The organism is Nostoc foliaceum FACHB-393 (genome assembly GCF_014698505.1).
Taxonomy (GTDB): Bacteria; Cyanobacteriota; Cyanobacteriia; order Cyanobacteriales; family Nostocaceae; genus Nostoc; species Nostoc foliaceum_A.
In genome coordinates, this window is sequence record NZ_JACJTD010000001.1 from 290305 (window position 1) to 309913 (window position 19609).

At 43.1% G+C, this 19609-nt stretch carries 16 protein-coding genes; 6 read left to right on the forward strand and 10 right to left on the reverse strand.

The features are described 5' to 3' along the window. Positions 1 to 17: 17 nt before the first annotated feature. From H6G92_RS01250 to H6G92_RS01260, 3 genes are all read left to right on the forward strand, one after another. On the forward strand, positions 18 to 572 hold the full coding sequence (locus tag H6G92_RS01250) for a TRAP transporter small permease subunit (protein WP_190889913.1): 555 nt from the start codon (positions 18 to 20) through the stop codon (positions 570 to 572). Beyond that, a complete protein-coding gene (locus H6G92_RS01255; RefSeq protein ID WP_190889914.1) occupies positions 556 to 1893 on the forward strand; it encodes a TRAP transporter large permease in 1338 nt (445 codons plus the stop codon). The genes H6G92_RS01250 and H6G92_RS01255 overlap by 17 nt, the downstream gene beginning before the upstream one ends. A gap of 395 nt (positions 1894 to 2288) precedes the next feature. After that, on the forward strand, positions 2289 to 2507 hold the full coding sequence (locus H6G92_RS01260) for a hypothetical protein (RefSeq protein ID WP_190889915.1): 219 nt from the start codon (positions 2289 to 2291) through the stop codon (positions 2505 to 2507). A gap of 242 nt (positions 2508 to 2749) precedes the next feature. On the opposite strand, the gene H6G92_RS01265 is transcribed toward H6G92_RS01260, so the two are convergent. From H6G92_RS01265 to H6G92_RS01290, 6 genes are all read right to left on the reverse strand, one after another. Further along, a complete protein-coding gene (locus tag H6G92_RS01265; RefSeq protein ID WP_190889916.1) occupies positions 2750 to 3856 on the reverse strand; it encodes a TRAP transporter substrate-binding protein in 1107 nt (368 codons plus the stop codon). Between the two features lie 170 nt (positions 3857 to 4026). Next, positions 4027 to 5268 carry a pentapeptide repeat-containing protein gene (locus tag H6G92_RS01270; protein WP_242059023.1) on the reverse strand — a complete coding sequence of 414 codons (1242 nt, stop codon included), beginning with the start codon at positions 5266 to 5268 and terminating at the stop codon, positions 4027 to 4029. Positions 5269 to 5577: 309 nt separating this feature from the next. Beyond that, a complete protein-coding gene (locus H6G92_RS01275; protein WP_190889918.1) occupies positions 5578 to 7542 on the reverse strand; it encodes a hybrid sensor histidine kinase/response regulator in 1965 nt (654 codons plus the stop codon). After that, entirely contained in the window at positions 7542 to 8018 is a 477-nt protein-coding gene (locus H6G92_RS01280) for a response regulator (protein ID WP_190889919.1), read from the reverse strand. The genes H6G92_RS01275 and H6G92_RS01280 overlap by 1 nt, the downstream gene beginning before the upstream one ends. Further along, positions 8015 to 11170: a PAS domain S-box protein gene (locus tag H6G92_RS01285; RefSeq protein WP_190889921.1), complete on the reverse strand. Its 3156-nt coding sequence runs from the start codon at positions 11168 to 11170 to the stop codon at positions 8015 to 8017. The genes H6G92_RS01280 and H6G92_RS01285 overlap by 4 nt, the downstream gene beginning before the upstream one ends. A gap of 4 nt (positions 11171 to 11174) precedes the next feature. Then, positions 11175 to 11414 carry a helix-turn-helix domain-containing protein gene (locus H6G92_RS01290; RefSeq protein ID WP_190889924.1) on the reverse strand — a complete coding sequence of 80 codons (240 nt, stop codon included), beginning with the start codon at positions 11412 to 11414 and terminating at the stop codon, positions 11175 to 11177. Between the two features lie 252 nt (positions 11415 to 11666). Here H6G92_RS01290 and H6G92_RS01295 point away from each other — a divergent pair, with 252 nt between their 5' ends. Then, positions 11667 to 11804 carry a hypothetical protein gene (locus tag H6G92_RS01295; RefSeq protein ID WP_190889926.1) on the forward strand — a complete coding sequence of 46 codons (138 nt, stop codon included), beginning with the start codon at positions 11667 to 11669 and terminating at the stop codon, positions 11802 to 11804. 168 nt (positions 11805 to 11972) lie between these two features. Here H6G92_RS01295 and H6G92_RS01300 read toward each other — a convergent pair whose 3' ends face one another. Together H6G92_RS01300 and H6G92_RS01305 are read right to left on the reverse strand one after the other, a co-directional pair. Continuing rightward, entirely contained in the window at positions 11973 to 13448 is a 1476-nt protein-coding gene (locus H6G92_RS01300) for a pentapeptide repeat-containing protein (RefSeq protein WP_190889929.1), read from the reverse strand. Between the two features lie 204 nt (positions 13449 to 13652). Then, a complete protein-coding gene (locus H6G92_RS01305) occupies positions 13653 to 14396 on the reverse strand; it encodes a pentapeptide repeat-containing protein (protein ID WP_190889931.1) in 744 nt (247 codons plus the stop codon). 326 nt (positions 14397 to 14722) lie between these two features. Here H6G92_RS01305 and H6G92_RS01310 point away from each other — a divergent pair, with 326 nt between their 5' ends. Beyond that, positions 14723 to 15916, forward strand: coding sequence for an FAD-dependent oxidoreductase (locus H6G92_RS01310; protein WP_190889933.1), 1194 nt, complete (start codon positions 14723 to 14725; stop codon positions 15914 to 15916). A gap of 119 nt (positions 15917 to 16035) precedes the next feature. Here the strand turns inward: H6G92_RS01310 and H6G92_RS01315 are convergent, their stop codons facing one another. Both H6G92_RS01315 and H6G92_RS01320 read right to left on the reverse strand, forming a co-directional pair. Then, positions 16036 to 17853, reverse strand: coding sequence for a tetratricopeptide repeat protein (locus H6G92_RS01315; RefSeq protein ID WP_190889936.1), 1818 nt, complete (start codon positions 17851 to 17853; stop codon positions 16036 to 16038). A 153-nt stretch (positions 17854 to 18006) separates the two neighbouring features. After that, positions 18007 to 18771 (reverse strand): SDR family oxidoreductase, encoded by a 765-nt coding sequence (locus tag H6G92_RS01320; protein WP_190889938.1) that lies wholly within the window; start codon positions 18769 to 18771, stop codon positions 18007 to 18009. A 248-nt stretch (positions 18772 to 19019) separates the two neighbouring features. Here H6G92_RS01320 and H6G92_RS01325 point away from each other — a divergent pair, with 248 nt between their 5' ends. Further along, positions 19020 to 19598 carry an aspartyl/asparaginyl beta-hydroxylase domain-containing protein gene (locus tag H6G92_RS01325; protein ID WP_190889940.1) on the forward strand — a complete coding sequence of 193 codons (579 nt, stop codon included), beginning with the start codon at positions 19020 to 19022 and terminating at the stop codon, positions 19596 to 19598. Positions 19599 to 19609 lie beyond the last annotated feature (11 nt).

Sequence of the window (19609 nt, forward strand, 5' to 3'; positions counted from 1 at the left end):
AAGAGGCAAAATAACCATTGGAAAAATTATTAAGAATATCAAAAATTATTGATAATTGCACTGAACGCATTGGTCGATTTAGCAGTTGGCTGGTGCTAGTAATGATCCTACTTGGTGTGTGGAATGTTTTCGGGCGATATCTCGGACGAATTAGTGGTAATAATTTTACTTCCAACGCTTACATAGAATCTCAATGGTATATTTTTGATTTAGTTTTCTTATTGGGAGCAGCTTATACCCTCAAGCATAACGAACATGTCCGTGTTGATATTTTTTACAGTAATTGGCCGCCTCGGCGAAAGGCACTTGCAGACTTACTAGGGACTATATTTTTCCTCATCCCATTCTGCATCATCGTAATCATTTTTTCTTGGGATGCCGTTGTGGCTTCATGGCAAATCAAGGAAGCCTCATCTGATCCTGGTGGGTTGCCTCGTTACCCCATTAAAGCGATGATTATTGTCGGCTTTGTGCTGCTGATTTTCCAGGGAATTTCTCAGGCGATCAAAAACTTGGCAATTCTCCAAAGCAGAATAGAACCTCAGGAGGAAAATCATGACATTGGCTTATGAATGGTTGGGGCCACTGATGTTTGCTGGTGCTTTGGTGCTGTTGTCGCTGGGATATCCGGTAGCATTTTCATTAGGTGGTGTGGCAATTTTATTTGGAATCCTAGGAATTAGCTTAGGTGTATTTGACCCAGTATTTCTTACCGCCATGCCACAGCGGATTTTTGGTATCATGGCAAACTATACCTTATTAGCTATCCCTTACTTCATCTTTATGGGGGCAATGCTGGAGAAATCTGGGATAGCAGAAAGGCTGTTAGAAACGATGGGGATTTTGTTGGGACGCTTGCGTGGCGGACTGGCTTTAGCTGTGATATTGGTAGGTGCAATGCTTGCAGCTACAACTGGTGTAGTAGCGGCGACAGTGGTAGCAATGGGTTTGATTTCTCTGCCAATTATGCTCCGCTATGGGTACAACAAAGAATTAGCTACTGGTGTGATTGCTGCATCGGGAACCTTGGGGCAAATTATCCCGCCGAGTGTGGTGTTGGTAGTGCTGGGTGATCAGTTAGGTGTGTCGGTGGGCGACTTGTTCCTCGGTTCAGTGATTCCTGGTTTGATGATGGCAAGTGCATTTGCCCTACACGTGCTAATTGTGGCATTTTTGAAGCCAGATTTAGCACCAGCCTTACCTGCTGAGGTCAGAGAAATTGGTGGGAAAGCTTTGGGAAGACGGGTAATTCAGGTGATGATACCACCTTTGATACTAATTTTATTGGTGCTGGGAAGTATATTTTTTGGCATTGCTACGCCGACAGAAGCGGGTGCAGTGGGTTGTGGTGGTGCGATCGCACTTGCGGCTGCTAACCGTAAACTTACCTTAGAATCTTTGCGCCAAGTTTGTGATGCCACTTTGCGAATCACCAGCATGGTGGTTTTTATCCTGTTTGGTTCCACAGCTTTTAGTTTAGTCTTTCGGGGATTAAATGGCGATCGCTTCATGTTCGATGTTCTCGCCAATCTCCCCGGCGGTAAAATCGGTTTTTTGGTTGTCAGCATGGCGGTGGTATTCATCCTTGGCTTTTTCATCGACTTTTTCGAGATTGCCTTTATTGTCGTTCCCTTATTTGTACCAGTTGCCCAAAACTTGGGTATTGACTTAGTTTGGTACGGCGTAGTTTTGGGAGCAAATTTGCAAACTTCCTTCCTCACACCTCCCTTTGGTTTTGCCCTGTTTTACCTGCGCGGTGTCGCACCACCGGAAGTAACTACAAAGGATATATATCGCGGTGCAATACCGTTTATTTTGTTGCAACTATTGGTGCTGGTGTTGCTTATTGTTTTCCCAGGAATAGTCAGTTTCTTACCTTCTTTGGGAAACTAGCGCTCTTTCATCACTCTCAGCATCACCTGACCACTTTTTAGCCAGTAGAGCATTAGTCATCGCTTTTTGCTGCTTGTTTCAGAAGCGTATTTAACAGCTTTTTCTAATTCTTCTTGATATCATGTCCGCATAATTAGTTATGCTAACCACAGTCATTACACCCTACCCCAACCCCTCCCTGCTTGCGGCTACGGTGTACACACATCTTTGTATAAAATCAAAATCGTTGAAGATCCCCCTAAATCCCCCTTAAAAAGGGGGACTTTGAAGGGCTTTTGGCGTTTCCCACTGTACATAAATTATTACCGTCAAAAACGCCTTAAATATATTCTGGGTAAAGGTTATGATAAATGCGATGCCTGCGGCGGGCGTAGCCATAGCAGAGCTTGTGAGAAATGCGGGAGTCGTTGATTGAATTTGGGCAGTTGTTGATTGAATTTGGGCAGTCGTTTATTAAATTTGGGCAGTCGTTTATTGAATTCGGGCAGTCGTTTATTAAATTTGGGCAGTCGTTTATTGAATTCGGGCAGTCGTTGATTGAATTTGGGCAGTTGTTGATTGAATTCGGGCAGTCGTTGATTGAATTTGGGCAGTCGTTTATTGAATTCGGGTAGTTGTTGATTAAATTCGGGCAACCTCCAAGAATTTATATAAACCTATTTAATATTTCTGTAATAAATTAATTTATATTGAATAATGCGGGTGTCAAGTAACCCTAATTCTGTCTATCTTAGTGCTGTACGGGTAAAATTGTTGGCAAAGATTTCTCTTTACTGTGTGGTCTCTGCGCCTCGACGGTTAAATCAATTACTTTTGCACCGTACAGACGCAGAGAGAAAAGCAAAGATTTTATAAATTACCTGATGTTATTAGACGTGACAAAATTGGCATAACTTAATTCGTTTACGCGATTCCAATTAAAAATCTGCTGTCGAAACGCTTTCCACTGTTCGTAAACTTGTTTAAAAGCCACATCCTTGCTGGCATTTTCTTCAAACAACTCAAAAGATATTTTTTGGGCTGCTTGCATAATATCTTGACTGTAAGGAACTAGCTTTGTACCACTAGCCAGTAACCGTGTCATTGCTTGCCCATTCAAAGAATCATACTGACTAAGCATATTCAAGTTTGCTTCAATAGTCGCTGTCTTCAAAACCTCCTGATATTCTTTGGGTAGGCGATTCCAAGCAGTTAGGTTAACCAACACATCCAAGGTTGGCCCTGGTTCCCACCATCCGGGGTAATAGTAAAATTGGGCGGCTTTATTTAAGCCGAGTTTCTCATCATCGTAAGGGCCTACCCACTCAGCAGCATCAATTGCTCCCCTATCTAGCGCTAAATAAACTTCGCCTCCAGGTAATACTTGCACATTCACCCCTAAGCGGGACATGACTTCTCCGCCTAATCCCGGAATTCGCATTTTCAACCCTTTAAGATCAGAAATAGACTTAATTTCTTTTTTGAACCATCCCCCCATCTGTGCGCCAGTACTACCAGCAGGAAAACTAATCACGTTGAAGTTGGTATAAATTTTGTGTATGGCTTCCAATCCACCACCGTTATAAAGCCAAGCATTTTGCTGTTGGGCGTTTAAACCGAAGGGTACGGAGGTGGCGAAGGCTAATGCTGGACTTTTACCAATGTAATAGTAACTAGATGTGTGACCGCATTCAACAGTCCCGGCTTGTACAGCATCCAAGACTTGCAATCCTGGTACTAACTCTCCGGCGGCAAAGGGCGTAATCTGGAAACGTCCATTGGTCATTTCCTCAACTCGCCGAGAAACTGTTTCTGCACCGATAAAAGTACCCAAAGATTTGGGCCAGCTAGTGGCCATGCGCCAACGGATATTTGGTAGCCCTGCTTGCACACTAGGGGATTTACCAGTTTGGCTACAAGAAACTAGGGTAGCAGCAGTTGCGGTGGCGATCGCAGCTGTGTTGAGAACCTCTCGGCGTTTCATAATTGTTAATGATTTAAATTGCGGAAAATTTAGACTGATAGAGAATATTTATCAGGTTTTTGGCAATTTTTTAGTTTTAAGTATTAAATTCAACGCAGTAGGGGCACATAGCTATAGCTGTGCGCCCCTACTGTGTAATTGAGTTTTAGATGCTGAAACTGAGATTTTTGTTACTTCCAGTGTTGGGGTATCTTAAAATTTTCCGGTAAGATTGTGGTGCGATCGCCAATTGCCTGTTCAATCTGCTGTAATTCTAGGTTTTCACAGCCGTTCAAGTTTGCTCTAGAGAGGTTAGCTTCTTGGAGGTTAGCATCTTGCAGATTGGCTGTACTGAGTAACACACCTTCTAAGTTGGCTCCAGCAAGTTTGGCGTTTTGCAAGTTACTGCCAATTAGGTTTGCATCTTGGAGGTTGCTATCTTCAAAATTTACTCTTTCCAAGTTGGCATCACAAAGAATTGCTCCTTCTAAGTTGGCACCGCAAAGGATTGCTTCTTCTAATTTGGCATCACAAAGGATTGCCCCTTCCAAGTTGGCATCATAAAGGATTGCCTTGGAAAGGTTCGCCTTTCTGAGGACTACGCCTTGGAGATTGGCTTCTGGGAGGATTGCTTTTTGCAGGTTGGCTTCATAGAAAATTGACCCACAAAGATAGGTAATTGATAAGTCTGCCTCAGACAGATTTGCTCGGGTAAAGTTGACCCATTGCAAGTTAGCGCCTACGAAGATTGCCCTAGAGAGGTTAGCGTCTGTTAAGTCTGCATTACTGAGGTCTGTATTGCGTAAATCTAGTTTCTGGTTTACCGGATCTTTATGTGAATCACGTCGTCCAATGACAGTCAAAGCTGTTTGAATATCTGTAGGAAGTTTTGATGAGTTCTGTGATTCGTCCTCATATTTTGGATTCACCGGGGCATTTTCGCGGATAAAAGCAGCGAGAATTTCCATAATTGTCCAATGGTCTTTGTGAGAATCCTTGGCAATTCGTTCTAAAGCATAAATTGCGGCAAACCGCGTTTCAATTTTTTCATTGCCCAACTGTTCAATTGCTTTAGAAAAACGTTCTGGAACAATTTCTTCTAGAGTTTTTTGGGTGTTATTAATGCCAGTTCCGATGTTGTTGTCCCAAGCTAGTGTCGCACCCAGGAATTTGGTTAATACATTCGGATTTTCACCAAAAGAGAGTCTGGAAGTATAGTAAGCATTAATAATTAATGCCAATCCCCCAATGATTATGGCAAGAGTTGTTAATGCTTGATTAATATATTCTAGTTTTTCTTGATTTGAAAACCCTTCAATATTTTCAAAGAATGAGAAAATTAGAGTTAATGAAAAAAGAAATATAATTGAGATCAATACCAACAAAGTCGTGAGTCCATTTGCCTTTATGAAAGACATGTCATAAGTCTTCATATTTGACTCCTTACGGAAATAAATTTAGGTTGATTTTAAGAGCTTCTGTAAATATCTGATAGCGTACAAACACGGAACTACCTGACAGATACCTGAATCTACTTCATAGCGATCATCTATAAAATCTATGACACCTTATTTATCAAATATCCCCTGAACTGTCGGGTTTTGCGGTGGTAACACAACATTGTTGTGCATGAAACGAAGCTATTTTACGCAATTGAAAACGCCTGTATTACCTGTAAAGAATAGTTTAAAATCTGTGGTGTTAATGAGGTTTATATAATGATTCAGATTTATAATAAACACCTAAGCACAAGTGACTAAATTGGAAATCGCCATAAGCAATTCTTCTGGTGCTACAGGTTTAACGATGTGCTGTTGAAAGCCTGCTTGAAGTGCTTGCTGCTGATTGATTTCGCCTGCATAAGCAGTCAGAGCGATCGCTGGAATCTTTTTTCCTCCTGCTTCTGCTTCCAGAGCACGCACCTGTTTTATCAGCATATAGCCGTTCATCTCTGGCATCCCAATATCGCTGAGTAAGATATCTGGCTTTGACTGTGTTAGTGCTTGTAAAGCTTCATCTCCTGATGCTACTGCGGTGACGATCGCTCCAAACTGTTCCAAGACAAAGCTGAAAAACTCGCGGGTATCAGCATTGTCATCTACAATCAGGATTTGTATACCCATCAGGGGAGAAGAGGCAAAAACGGCAGTTGAGGAATCAGCATTCGGGTCATCGTCGATGGTTACACTTTCCTTGAGCAGGGGTAACCTAACTGTGAAAATAGCTCCCTGATCCTCGCCAAGACTTTGGGCCCAAACCGTTCCACCGTGCATCTCAACTAAGTGACGAGCGATCGCTAAACCTAACCCTAGCCCACCAAACTTTCTAGTTGTTGTACCGTCACCCTGACGGAAATAGTCAAACACATGAGGTAGAAAATCGGGGTGAATGCCTTTACCTGTATCGCTGACGGTAATCTGTACATGAGCGTCGATGCACTCCAATTGCACATTTACTTTTCCCCCAGCCGATGTAAACTTGACAGCATTCGATAAAAGGTTCCAGAAGACTTGCTGTAAGCGGGCTGAATCACCCAAAACTTTCCCCTTCAAATCAAGCGTCGTCTCAATCTGAATGGTTTTAGCCTCTGCTGCTAAACGCACTGTTTCCATTGCCGCTTCAATGGTGGATGCCAGATTGACTGGTATCATGTTGAGATTGAGTTTACCTTGGAGAATGCGAGAAACATCCAACAAATCTTCAATGAGTTGAGCTTGTAATTTGGCATTGCGTTCAATGGTTTCAAGGGCTTTTTTGAGCGATATATCATCAAATTTACGGCTCTGCAACAGTTTTGCCCAACCAAGAATCGGATTCAGCGGCGATCGCAATTCATGGGAAAGTACCGCCAAAAACTCATCTTTTATCCGGTTAGCAGCCTCTGCTTCCTCCCTGGCTCTTTGCTCAAGTTGCAAAAGGCGATCACGTTCCGATTCGGTGCGTTTGCGATCGCTGATATCAGTTAGCATAGCGATCGCGCCCAAGAACTCATTTTGTTCACTAAAAATAGCTTTAGCAGAAATCAGTGCCCAGATGTACGAACCATCTTTGCATCTCAATCGACCTTCTTTAAGATCACTCCCTTCTCGCTTGTGCCACTCCACTTTCTCTTGGGCTGATACTCCATCAATCTGTTCGATAAAATCAAACATAGAACGACCCAGCATTTCTTCTGCCGGATAACCCAACATCTCACAGAGCCGTTGATTCACGAACTCTGTTTGTGATTGAGAGTCAATCATCCAGATTCCCTCATAAGAGGTATCAACAATTCTGCGATACTTGGCTTCACTCTTCTGTAGCGACTCCTCTGCTTGCTGGCGCTCCCGGCGTTCCTTGGCTTCCCTTAATGCCCGTTGCACTGAGGGAACTAACCGCCCTAGTCGTTGCTTTAACACATAATCAGTTGCACCGTTCTTCAGGGCTTCGATCGCTAATTCTTCACCCAACGCCGCAGAGACAAAGATAAAAGGAATTTCTGGAGAGCGATTTCGGGCAATTTCCAGAGCAGAAATGCCATCAAAAGAAGGCAGGGCATAATCGGCAAGAATTAAATCAAAAGTCTCTCTTTCCAAAGCAGCAAAGAAATCAGCACCAGTTTCAACTCGGATTAGTTCGCAATTAATTCCGCCTTCGGTTAATATCACTTGGACAAGCTCTGCATCTAACAGACTGTCTTCCAAAAGCAGGAAACGGAGGAAATTCATTAGTTCCTCTCCTGTTGACGATGAGGTACAGAAGGTAGAGCGCCAAGGGGTGGCTGATTAATCACTGCCCAAAACAGTCCCACACCTTTGATAGCATCAGCAAACTCATGGTAATCAAGAGGCTTGACGACATAGGCATTAACGCCTAACTCGTAGCACCGAACTAAGTCTGGCTCCTCACGGGAAGAAGTTAATACCACGACTGGAATCACTCGCATTATTGGGTCAGATTTTATTTCTGCCAACACTTCTAGTCCATCGATTTTAGGAAGTTTCAAATCGAGAAGCACCACTACAGGATGCCCCTCCATCCGCAACCGGAATAGCCCCCGGCGATAGAGATAATCTAGTGCTTCCTCTCCATCACGTACCACCACCACTTCGTTGGCAAGATTATTTTCCGACAAGGCGGCCAATATTAATTCTGCATCGTTGGCACTGTCTTCAATCAGCAGAATTCGCTTGAGTTCTTTCATTCGCCCTCCTTCTTCGTCAACTTAGGTAGTGAAAAATAGAAGGTGGCTCCACTGTCAACTATGGCCTCTGCCCAGACTCGACCATTATGCCGATGAATAATCCGTTGCACGTTTGCCAATCCAACACCTGTGCCTTCAAATTGTGGGTCGCTATGCAGGCGTTGAAATACTCCGAATAGCTTGTGAACATATTGCATATTAAAGCCTACGCCGTTATCTTGTACAAAAAAGACAACTTCGTTTTCATTGTCAGTGCTGCCAACAGTAATTTCTGCTGGGTTTCGAGTCTGCGTATATTTTACGGCATTGTCTATGAGGTTGCGAAGAACGAGCCGCAGCATGGAGGGGTCACCTTGCACTTCTGGCAGTGGTTCTATGTGCCAATTGATTCTGCGTCCTGGGGTTTGGATTTGTAAATCGCGTTTTATTTCTTCCACCAGTTGCTCCATATTGAGGTCGATGTAGCGCATTTCGGTGCGCCCCATGCGAGAAAATGTGAGCAACTCATCGATTAATGTTCCTGCTTGTTTGGCAGTTTCTGCAATTATTTTCAAATAGCGCTGACTCGTTTCATCTAAGGTTGTTGAGTTATGTCGCTTCTGAAGCAATTCTATAAATCCCATGATGTGGCGAAAGGGCGATCGCAAGTCGTGAGAGACTGAATAGGAGAAGGATTCGAGTTCCTTATTGGCGGCTTCGAGTTGAATGGTACGCTCTTGAATCCGTTGCTCCAGCATTTCGTTTAGTTGTTGCAGGGCGGCTTCAGCAACTTTGCGATCGTGAATGTCGCTGGCGATGCCCACCCACTTGATAATCTCTCCGGCTGCATCTCGAAATGGCAAACCCCGGACAATATGCCAACGATAGCTACCATCAGAAACTCGACGGAAGCGAATTTCTACTTCGTAGTTTGTCGCGTTAGCAAGAGCCTGCATTGAAGTTTTAAAGACGCGCTCGCGGTCATCAGGGTGAATGATATCAATCCAGCCATACCCAGCAGTCTGCTCCATTGTCAGTCCACTATAGTCAAACCAGTATTGATTACAATAAGTAATACCACTTTTGCTATCGCCCATCCAAATAGCCTGCGGTGACACTTCTGTTAAAATTCGGTATCGCTCCTCGCTATCACGTAGCGTTTCTTGTGCCAGATTGCGATCGTGGACATCAACAGAGGAGCCGATATAGCCGAGAAATTCCCCTGTTGGTGCAAACCGAGGCACACCACTATCGAAAAGCCAACGGTATTCGCCATCATTGCGTTTGAGGCGATATTCCATTTGAAATTTTTGCCGGGCATCAAAGGCATTGGTGTATGTATCTAAGCAACGCTGAAAATCATCAGGATGAACACCTTCAGCCCAACCGTTGCCCATCTCTTGCTCTAGAGTCCGCCCGGTAAAATCTAGCCAGGGTTTATTAAAGTAGTTACAAAGTTTGTCAGTGCCGGACATCCAGATTAGTACGGGAGCGGTATCTGCCATCTGGCGAAAGCGGGCTTCACTTTCACGCAACGCTGCTTCTGCCTGATTGCGATCGCGCAGCGCAGCTTGCTGTTCGCTAATGTCAGTAATCAACGCCGCATACCCTTCAATGGTTCCCTGTTGATTAAACTGAGGAACACAAATAGCATGAATGTAGCGTGTGCCAGCATCTTTATAAGGAACTTCAGTTTCATAAGTGACCTGCTCTCCTGCAAGTACTCGTTCCACATAGGGACGAACTACTTCATAAGCGGATTCACCCAAAACATCCCAAAGATGCTTTCCATAAACTTCTGCCGTCGAATGCCCAAACCACTCTTCATAAGCTCGGTTGTTGAAGCGGTACCGTTGTTCTGAATCTACAAAGGAAATCAGAACTGGCAACGTATCTGTAATCAAGCGAAGTTCTGTTTCTCGTTGCCGCAGCGCCTCCTCGATGCGCTTGCGGTTGGTGATATCCCGCCAGCAATTAATTGCACCGATAATCTGACCTTGGAAATCCAGAATGGGTACTACATTAGCGCTGGCTGTAATCCGGGTTCCATCAGGACGTTCAATGATGCACTCCTCATCGCGGATTGTTTCACCATAGCGTGTAGCACGGTACAAAGGTAGTTGTTCTAGGGTGGGACGCGTTACACCATCAGCTAGAAACAGACCGTAGGACTGGGCGTAGTAGCTGGAAGTCATGCCAACGAGGGATTCACTAGGTCTACCCAAAAGCTCTTGAGCGAGTTTGCTGTTGGCGATAATTGGGAAATCTGGGGGGCCGGCGGTAATTGTAATTCCCTCTGGGACGTGTTCTAAGAGCATTTGCAGGATGCTCTGGGCTTCTTCGGCTTGGCGGGTGCGATGCCGGGCTTCTGCTTCGGCTTGTTTGCGATCGCGTAGTGCAGCTTGCTGTTCGCTCAAGTCAAGCACAAAACCAATGATTGTCCTATCTCCCTGTTTAGCAAAGCCAAGTAGGGCGGGGACTAGAGAGCCGTCTTTGCGGATGTATTCCTGCTCAAAGGGCTTACAACTCCCAGTAATCATAAGTTCTTGAATTGATCGCTCACTCACCTCAATGTATTCGAGTGGAGTGATCTCGCCCCAGCGGATTCGACCAGAGCGCAAATCCTCGCGGGTATAATTGAGCATTTGCAAAAAGGTATCATTGGCTTCAATGATTAAGCCATTGAGATCAGCGACAATTACCCCGATAATATTGGATTCTGTTAAGCGACCAAACCTTGCCTCGCTTTCGCGTAGTGACTTCAGACTTGCTTCAGCTTTCCGTTGGGCTGTGCGGCGTGATTCGTTGAGCGAACTGATTAACCCTGCTGCCAGCATGAACACAATTAATGGTACTAATCTACTTAGATTTGTAATATTCTGCGGATAGAGTGGCTTAAAAAAGAAGTAGTTGATTGCCAAAGTAGACAAAACGGTAGCAAGTAACCCCGGAACCAAGCCACCGTACCAGGCACTCACCATCACCGCAACAAAAAACAGCGCAGCAGGTGTTGGAGCAAGATATGGATTAAGCAGCAGGGTTCCCCCCAGTGCTAAGGCAACGGATAGCAAAGAAATAAGATAGTACAGCAGTTGCTCCCGAATGATTGCGCCCTTCTCTCTACTGCCAGCAAAGGTGTTTTTAGATTCAGGTGCCCTCATCTTATAAGCCATAATTCTACTCTGCTTCTGGAAAATACTGGTTCAGCAGGCTTTTGCCGGGTTCACCCATCTGGCGTAACATTTCTTCTATTAGTTTTAGGGCTATGCGTGAAGGCACTGTATGCCTATTTTCCCAACGATTGACTGTTTTAAATGAAACCCCTAATTTTGCAGCAAACTGTTTTTGAGAAAGATTGAGTTGCTGCCGAAGATCCCGAATTAAATCTAAACTTTCCAGCCGCTTTGTTACAGGCATCTCCTTTTCCTATTTTCATAGAATGACTAGGATAGGACACCTGTCCTATCTTTTATCTCTTGCTTAGGGAATATTTCTAAGGTATAGCAGTAAGCTGGGTTTTGCTTAACCTTGTATCGTTATAGTGGTTCTCGCTTACGTGAGTACACCCGTAGGGGCACGGCAGTGCCGTGCCCCTACACCTGGCGATATAATCTTGTACCGCATCTGAGTGGGAAACGCTATAAAAAGGTTAACGTTGAGGTTCAAAGGGTGAAACTTAAGCTTTCCAATGTTTGGGTGGTTGAAGATTTTCCGGTAAGATTGTTGTGCGATCGCCAATTAACTTTTCAATCTGCTCTTGTCCTAGATTTTCGGCTTCAAGAAGGGACGATTTATTTTTTTATTTAGACACGCAGCGGCTTGTCGCAGGCTACCGCAAAGGAAAGAACAAGAGAGAGGGTTTAATGAATTAATTAGGAGTACATAGAATAATTATTACGAGAACTTACGGTAAAAACTATAGCATTAAGTGAAACTGGTAGAATGCGCCCAAATAACTAATGATGCTGTGATAACTTAACCTGATTGTCGCCAATCTGTCGGCGCTTCTATATAATCAGGTAGACGAGTGGTGCGATCGCCAAGTGCTTTTCTAATCTGCTGCAACTCTAAGTTTTTAGCCCCTGTTAAAATAGTCCCTTCCAGTTTGACATCACTGAGGTCAGCTTCTGAGAAGTTAGCTCCCATAAGGTTTGCCTGAGTCAGGTTAGCTTGATAAAAGGTTGCCCTATACAGGTTGGCTCCGATGAGGTTTGCTTGATGCAGGTCAGCTTCCGTTAAGCTGGCTTCTGAGAGATTGGCAAAATAGACTTCTGTTTGGTGGAGTTTGGCTGCATTCAAGTTAGCCCCAGAAAGGTTAGCACCATTCAAGTTAGCCCCAGAAAGGTTAGCACCAATCAAACCCGTTAGGTGTAGGTTAGCTTTACCGAGTTTTGCTCCTTGCAAATTAGCTAAAAACAGCTTTGCCCCAGAGAGGTTGGCTAATTTCAGGGTGGCTTGCTGCAAATTAGCTTTATAGAGATTTGCTCCTTGCAAATTAGCTGCACGCAGACTTGCTCCAGAGAGGTTGGCTGAACGCAGGTTTGCCCCACAGAGATTAGCGCGGTTGAGATTAGCCCAACAGAGGTTTGCTCCACATAAACTGGCTTTTGGTAATTTAGTTTCATAGAGAATAGACTTAACGAGTTTAGCGCCGTTCAAGTCCGCTTCACTCAAATCGGCTCCACGCAGGTCAGCCCCACTCAGGTCAGAACCACGTAAGTCGGCTTGTTGCAGATTAACTCCTAGCAGGTCTGCTCGTCTGATGTTGATATGACGTAAATCAAGTTTCTGATTTTTTGGGTCTTCGAGTAAATTACGCCTACCGATGACAGTTAGGGCTGCTTGAATATCAGTGCGGATTACTGGCAATTCTTCATGGAGGTTTTGCTCCAACTGCTGTGTCGGACGCGACCCACCTCTACGCCTACCTGAGTAAGGTGCTGGTGAATATTCCGACTGTTGTTGCTCTACCCTCACCTGCTGGATAGGTGCATTTTCTCGCACAAAGGCAGTGAGGATTTCCATGATTGTCCAGTGTTCTTTAGGAAAATCCTGAGCAACTCTTTCTAATGCATAAATTGCCCCTGTTCGGGTTTCAATTTTATCATGCCCAAGCTGGGCAATTGCCCCCATAAAGCGTTCTGAAATCAATCTGTCTTGATTTAGTTTGGCATTCAGAATGCCAATTTCGATGTTTTTCTCAGCTGCGATCGCATTTTTCTGCATCGCTTGGGCACGCTTTGCTGCATAATAAGTATTAAACATTGCTGCCGATGCGAGAAAAACTATTGCAGTAGTTGTTAATGCTTGGTTTCTATACTGAATTTTTTCTTGAATTGACAATTCTTTAATACTGGACAATACAAAGAAAATTACAGTCAATGAGAAGCCAAATATAACTGTTATAGTTATCAACCAATTCAACAGAGCGTCTGTCTTTTTAGAAGACATGGTAAAGATTTTCCTTACAACCTAGAATTATTACTTAGATGTTGCGGAAAAATAGTATAGCACTTAGCAGAAAATTATAATAGGTGTCATGCAACCCATTTAACTAGGTAATGACATCGAATATACTGTTAAAGTAGGGCGAAAATTGAACAATCATTTAAAATCGCTCAAAAGCTTACTTTTTCACCTTGCGGGATTAATATTTTACTCAGAGAATTTAGCTTCTCTGAGGTTTGCCCCATCGAGTATGGCATCATTGAGAACTGCTCCATGCAGCCCAGCTAGATATAAGCTTGCACAATGCAGGTTAGCTCCTTTTAGGTTAGCTCCTTTTAGGTTAGCTGCACTAAGAATTGTCCCTTCTAAGTTAGCTAAATATAAGTTAGCGCCTTCTAGATTAGCTGCACTGAGAATTGCTCCCGCGAGATTAGCTTCTGTGAGGTTAGCCCCAGACAGATTAGTTTGATAAAGATTTGTCTGTTCTAGGTTCGCCCTATTTAGGTTTGCTCCTCTCATATCCGTGTGACTCAAATCAAGTTGCTCATTTTCTGGGTCTTTTTTTGCATCTCTTCTGGCGATAACAGTAAGGGCTGCTTGGATATCTACACGAACTTTTGTTGGCAGGTTGCTGGTTATTTTCGCTTGGGGTATATAAGGAGCATTCTCCCGGACAAAATTAGTAAGAATCTCGATGATTATCCAGTGATACTGTGGAAAGTCATGGGCAATTTGCTCTAAATCATTAATTACAGCTAAGTTGGTTTCTTTTGTATTATCTCCTAGTTGTTCAATTGCTATTCTTAAACGTTGTTTTGGCGAATAATTCCGAATCTTATTAACTTTTTTCTGAAAAGCATGTATCTTCAGATATATTTTTGATACCTGACTGTTATTTGTCGGTAAAATATTTTTTATGCCATGAAAAGCATTAATAATTACTGTCAACATTTTTAATTGGTCGAGGTAGGGTTAAAAAAAAAGTCGTGTATGTTATTGTTTCATGCATGGTCAGTATTTGAATATGCTAATGCAACAAACAAAATATAGAACATAACTATTGAGTAATTAGACATCAATATATATGCTGCCAACCTTCCTCTATCATTAGTTGTACTCACCACTCTTCATTATTCACAATCAATTAACCCTAATCATGATGATTTTGATTGATACCTAATTAGTGATAGAGCAGTCATAAATCATTTGTGAAAAACCATTAATGATAAAGCAATACAGTTGAGTTAACTCAAATAGGATTGTTATTAAGTAATTCAATGCAGCAAAACTTACAGCCGATAGTTAAAGACCTAGTGCTAATTGGTGGCGGTCACAGCCATGCGATTGTCCTGAAAATGTTTGGGAGAAAGCCTTTACCCGGTGTCCGTTTGACGTTGATTACCGCAGCCGAAAAGACAGCCTACTCTGGAATGTTACCAGGACACATTGCTGGATTTTACAGCCACGATGAATGTCATATTGACTTGCGACCTTTAGCGAACTTTGCTCAAGCCCAGTTGTATATTGACAAAGTAGTTGCCCTAGACCTAGAAAATCACAAAGTTCTCTGTGCTAAGGGACTGGTGGTAGATTTTGATGTGCTGTCTATTGATATTGGCAGCACTCCGGCCACAGTGTCTGTATCAGGTGCAGCAGAATATGCGATCGCAGCTAAACCAGTATCGCAGCTATTGGAACATTGGGATGAACTAATTGAGGCTGTAGGTAAAAATCCTCAAGAACCAATTAGCATTGCGATCGTGGGTGGTGGCGCTGGTGGTGTAGAATTGGCGCTGTCGATGCAATCTCATTTAGATCAGATTTTACGTCAAACTCAACAACCAATTCAAAATCTGGAAGTTCATTTATTCCAGCGTGGACAAGAACTGATGCCCAATTACCATCAATCAGTGCGGCATCAAATTCAGCAAATTCTCACTGAGCGAGGTATTAAGCTCCATCTTGGAGAAACTGTGTGTAATATCGCACCTATAAACCACAAGGAAACTAAAGAAATATTTGAGATTAAATGTGAATCTGGTTTGACTGTAGAGTGTAATAAAATTTTTTGGGTAACACAAGCTTCAGCACCTGAGTGGTTAAAACTCACTGGACTAGGAACTGATGAGCAAGGTTTTATTCTGGTAGAGGACACGTTGCAATCTCAAACCCACCCGCAGGTATTTGCTGCTGGTGACATTGCCACAATGGTAAATTATCCGCGTCCAAAAGCTGGGGTGTTTGCTGTTAGGCAAGGTAAGCCTTTATTTGAGAATTTGCAGCTAATTTTATTAGGTAAGTCGCTCAAACCCTATAGACCACAGCAACAATATTTGAGTTTAATTGGTACGGGAGACGGACGAGCAATTGCAACACGAGGTATGATCACTTTACCACCTCATAAACTCTTGTGGCGTTACAAAGATTGCATTGACCGCCGCTTTATGGAACGCTTTCGGTTTGAGGAGTAGGGACTGGGGACTGGGGAGATGAGGGAGACAAGGGAGACAAGGGAGACAAGGGAGAAATAATGAACAAGTTTCTTCCTTATCTTTTTCCAATCCCCAATCCCCAATCCTCAATCCCCTCATCAAAGTTGTTCAATTAGCTCAATAATTTGTTGATAATACTGGATATTTCCTTCTTGGTAATACAAGTCTGCGGATTTTTGGAAATCGGCAATTGCTGCTTGAGAGTTTCCCAGATTTTGATAGACATCTGCCCGAAGGATGTAAGCTGAAGCCCAATTTGGCTGATGCTGTAAGGCTTGGTTTAAGTCTGCAAGCGCTCCTTGTAAGTCTCCCAACAGAGAACGGCTACGGCCCCGATTGTACCAGTCTTCAGCAAAGCTGGGGTCGATCGCGATCGCTCGACTGTAATCTTCTATTGCCCCTTGATAATCTTCTAAGGCATAGCGAGCATTAGCGCGATCGCTGTAAAATGCAGCAGATTGGGGATTTATTTGCAAAGCTTGGGTGTAATCTGCGATCGCACTTTCATATTCTTCTAAAGCATAGTGGGTAGAACCTCGGTTGTAATATGCTTCAATTAAATCAGGATTTATTTGCAAAGCTTGATTATAATCTGTGATCGCTCCTTGTTCATCTCCTAAAAGACGACGCGCATTACCTCGATTGCAATAGGCTTGAGAAAATTCAGGAACAAGCTCTATTGCTTGGCTATTATCATCAATTGCTCCCTGTAAATCTTGCAGGGCTTCACGGGCAATACCCCGACCATAATAAGCTGCGGCCAAATTATCATTAATCTCTAATGCCCGATCGTAATCTTTAATTGCTCCTTTATGGTCTCCTAAAGAACGACGAGCCGCCGCGCGATCGCAATATCCTTCAGCTAAACTAGGATTGAGTTGTAATAGGCGATTACTATCTTCAATTGCACCTTGATAGTCTCCTAGTCGCCGACGAGCATTGGCCCGAAAGCCATATACTAAAGCTAGAGTCGGATTTTCTTGTAATGCCTGGTCATAATCTGCGATCGCACCTTCATAATCCTCAAGAGTACTACGGACAAGACCCCGCTCACAATAGGCTTGCACATCATCAGGATTCAACTTTAGTGCTTGGTTAAAGTCCTCAATTGCTCGGTGATATTCTTTGAGATGAGCAAGAACCAGACCCCGATTGTAATATGCCTGGGCAAAACTGGGGTTTATTTCTAGGGCGCGGTTGTAATCTGCGATCGCATTTTGATAGTCTGCTAAAGCATAGTGGGCGTTACCTCGATTATGATAAGCCTCCGTCAAGTTAGGATCTAATTCTAATGCCCGGTCGTGGTCAGCGATCGCTTCGGGATAATTTTCTAAGATATGGTGAATATTACCCCGATTGCTGTAAGCTGCGGCAAAATGGGGATGCCACTGTAAAGCTTGCTGGAAATCTGCAATTGCTCCTTGACGATCACCTTGTTCAAAACGAGTTACACCCCGATTATGATAAGCATTAGCAATATCAATATTGATATTATTAGCTAATTGGGTAGTAGTTTCTATCGTGTGGATATAATCAGCAATCGCTTTGTCGTAATCTTCTAAGGCAAAGTAAGCATTACCCCGACTGTGGTAAGATTCGGCCAGATTGAGATCGATTTGTAATGCTTGGTTATGATCAGCGATCGCTCCTTGATAATCGGCTAAAAAGTAACGTGCATTACCTCGATGACAGTAGGCTCTGGCAAAATTGGGATTGATTTCTATAGCGCAATTAAAATCTGCGATCGCACCACGATAATCTTTGAGTTGACCACTTAGAATAATCCCTCGATTATGGTATGCTTCGCCATAGTTAGGATTGAGCTTGATTGCTTGGGTGTAAGCTGCGATCGCTTCTTGATAATCCCCTTGCAAATTGTAGTTTAATCCTTGGTTTAAGAAGTCTTCAGCATTCATGTAATTTTTTTAGATTTCGATATTCCCTAGCTTTCAGGTAAAGAGATTCTTGTTTAACGCTTTTATTTTATCCGTGACGTGAACTACCTACACCGACCTGATGGTGAGTAATTCAATTTGTTCAACCGAATTACTTATTTCCACAGGAAAAGGTTAAAATCGGGCACCGCCATCCACTTCTATGACGCTACCAGTAAAGTAATCACATTCAATAATAAAACGCATCGCCTGCCAGATTTCATAAGGTTCAGCTATGCGACCGATAGGTATTTTGGCAGTCATCTCTGCTAAGGCTTCTGGAGATACCCGACTGAGGATTGGGGTATTCGTCAATCCAGGTGCTATGCCGGCTACCCTAAATCCGAAGGATGCCAATTCTAAAGCCCATGTCCTTGTGTCTGCATCTAGTCCTGCCTTGGAAGCACTATAATTTGACTGACCAGGATTGCCTGACCTAGTTACAGAAGAGATATTTACTATTAAAGCTGGGGAAATATTTTTCTCAATCGCTATAGCTGCAAATTCCCGCGACATGAAAAAAGCACCGGTCAAATTCACATCAATTACCCGCTTCCATTGTGCCGTCGGCAGTTTACGTAACCACCCCTCTTCGTCGCGTGTAACTAGTAACCCATCACGCAGGATACCCGCATTATTAACTAAGGTATTAGCATCTCCAATCTTTTCAAAAGCGAGAAGAATGAATTCTTTAACAATTGATTCATTCGCTACATCAAGCTGTAATCCGTAGATATTTCCTGGTAAACCAATACCTTCTGCCTCCAAGGCTTTCAGCCCATCTACATCCAAATCACCCCCAACCACTTGAGCACCAGCACGAGCCAACTCTAGAGTAATGCAACGTCCGATTCCACTGGCAGCCCCGGTCACTATTGCTTTAACATTTTTTAACTGCATAGTATTTTACAGAACATGGTATGATGAGCAACTGAAATGTCATTAGACGTCTTGCAAAAGTCCAAAAATCAGAAATGGTATTCGGAGCCAGATATAAGTTAACAAAGAAAATCGCAAGATAATTTAACATTTTGCACCAATCTGGGTTTAACTTCACGCTCTACATAAACATTCCAGCTTTTTGAGTATTTTTCCAAGAAGTCTATAAAAATATAAACAAATAAAATCAAGGAACAAGACACTGCAAAATGTTTTTTGAATCAAATCAGTTTGCATTTATCGCAGATTTAGAAGCCAACTGGCTACTAATCCGAAAAGAATTAGAGCAACTCCAGCCGAAAAACTTTATTGATTGGCCAGAAAAAAATATTTATAACCAGGGATGGGAAGTTTTTGGACTATATGCTTTTAGCAATAGAATTGGGGAAAATTGCCGATTGTGCCCTGAGACAACTAAGTTGGTTGAGATGATACCAGGGATGACAACGGCGGGGTTTTCTTCTTTAGCTCCAGGAACCTATATCGGCCCTCATTTTGGCGCAACTAAAGCTGTTTTACGCTGTCATTTGGGCTTAGTCGTGCCCGATGAATGTGCGATTCGGGTAGACAGTGAAACTAGAAGTTGGCAAGAAGGTAAGTGTTTAATTTTTGACGATACATTTGAGCATGAAGCCTGGAATAAATCTGATAAAACTAGAATCGTCTTACTTATCGACTTTAATCGACCAGAGTCAACTTTAACCGAGCCATTAGAACTCAACCAAACTGTTGATGAAGAGTATTGGTTAAAGATTTTATCCCAAAGTGAAACCTCCGCTAATTATTAATATCAATTCTG

What these genes read in the sequence shown, in the direction of transcription:
- H6G92_RS01260 (WP_190889915.1), top strand. Translation starts at nt 2,289, where the DNA reads ATGCGGGAGTCGTTGATTGAATTTGGGCAGTTGTTGATTGAATTTGGG.
- H6G92_RS01305 (WP_190889931.1), bottom strand. Translation starts at nt 14,396, where the DNA reads ATGTTGACAGTAATTATTAATGCTTTTCATGGCATAAAAAATATTTTA.
- H6G92_RS01315 (WP_190889936.1), bottom strand. Translation starts at nt 17,853, where the DNA reads ATGAATGCTGAAGACTTCTTAAACCAAGGATTAAACTACAATTTGCAA.
- H6G92_RS01270 (WP_242059023.1), bottom strand. Translation starts at nt 5,268, where the DNA reads ATGAAGACTTATGACATGTCTTTCATAAAGGCAAATGGACTCACGACT.
- H6G92_RS01310 (WP_190889933.1), top strand. Translation starts at nt 14,723, where the DNA reads ATGCAGCAAAACTTACAGCCGATAGTTAAAGACCTAGTGCTAATTGGT.
- H6G92_RS01265 (WP_190889916.1), bottom strand. Translation starts at nt 3,856, where the DNA reads ATGAAACGCCGAGAGGTTCTCAACACAGCTGCGATCGCCACCGCAACT.
- H6G92_RS01255 (WP_190889914.1), top strand. Translation starts at nt 556, where the DNA reads ATGACATTGGCTTATGAATGGTTGGGGCCACTGATGTTTGCTGGTGCT.
- H6G92_RS01285 (WP_190889921.1), bottom strand. Translation starts at nt 11,170, where the DNA reads ATGGCTTATAAGATGAGGGCACCTGAATCTAAAAACACCTTTGCTGGC.
- H6G92_RS01300 (WP_190889929.1), bottom strand. Translation starts at nt 13,448, where the DNA reads ATGTCTTCTAAAAAGACAGACGCTCTGTTGAATTGGTTGATAACTATA.
- H6G92_RS01290 (WP_190889924.1), bottom strand. Translation starts at nt 11,414, where the DNA reads ATGCCTGTAACAAAGCGGCTGGAAAGTTTAGATTTAATTCGGGATCTT.
- H6G92_RS01275 (WP_190889918.1), bottom strand. Translation starts at nt 7,542, where the DNA reads ATGAATTTCCTCCGTTTCCTGCTTTTGGAAGACAGTCTGTTAGATGCA.
- H6G92_RS01280 (WP_190889919.1), bottom strand. Translation starts at nt 8,018, where the DNA reads ATGAAAGAACTCAAGCGAATTCTGCTGATTGAAGACAGTGCCAACGAT.
- H6G92_RS01320 (WP_190889938.1), bottom strand. Translation starts at nt 18,771, where the DNA reads ATGCAGTTAAAAAATGTTAAAGCAATAGTGACCGGGGCTGCCAGTGGA.
- H6G92_RS01325 (WP_190889940.1), top strand. Translation starts at nt 19,020, where the DNA reads ATGTTTTTTGAATCAAATCAGTTTGCATTTATCGCAGATTTAGAAGCC.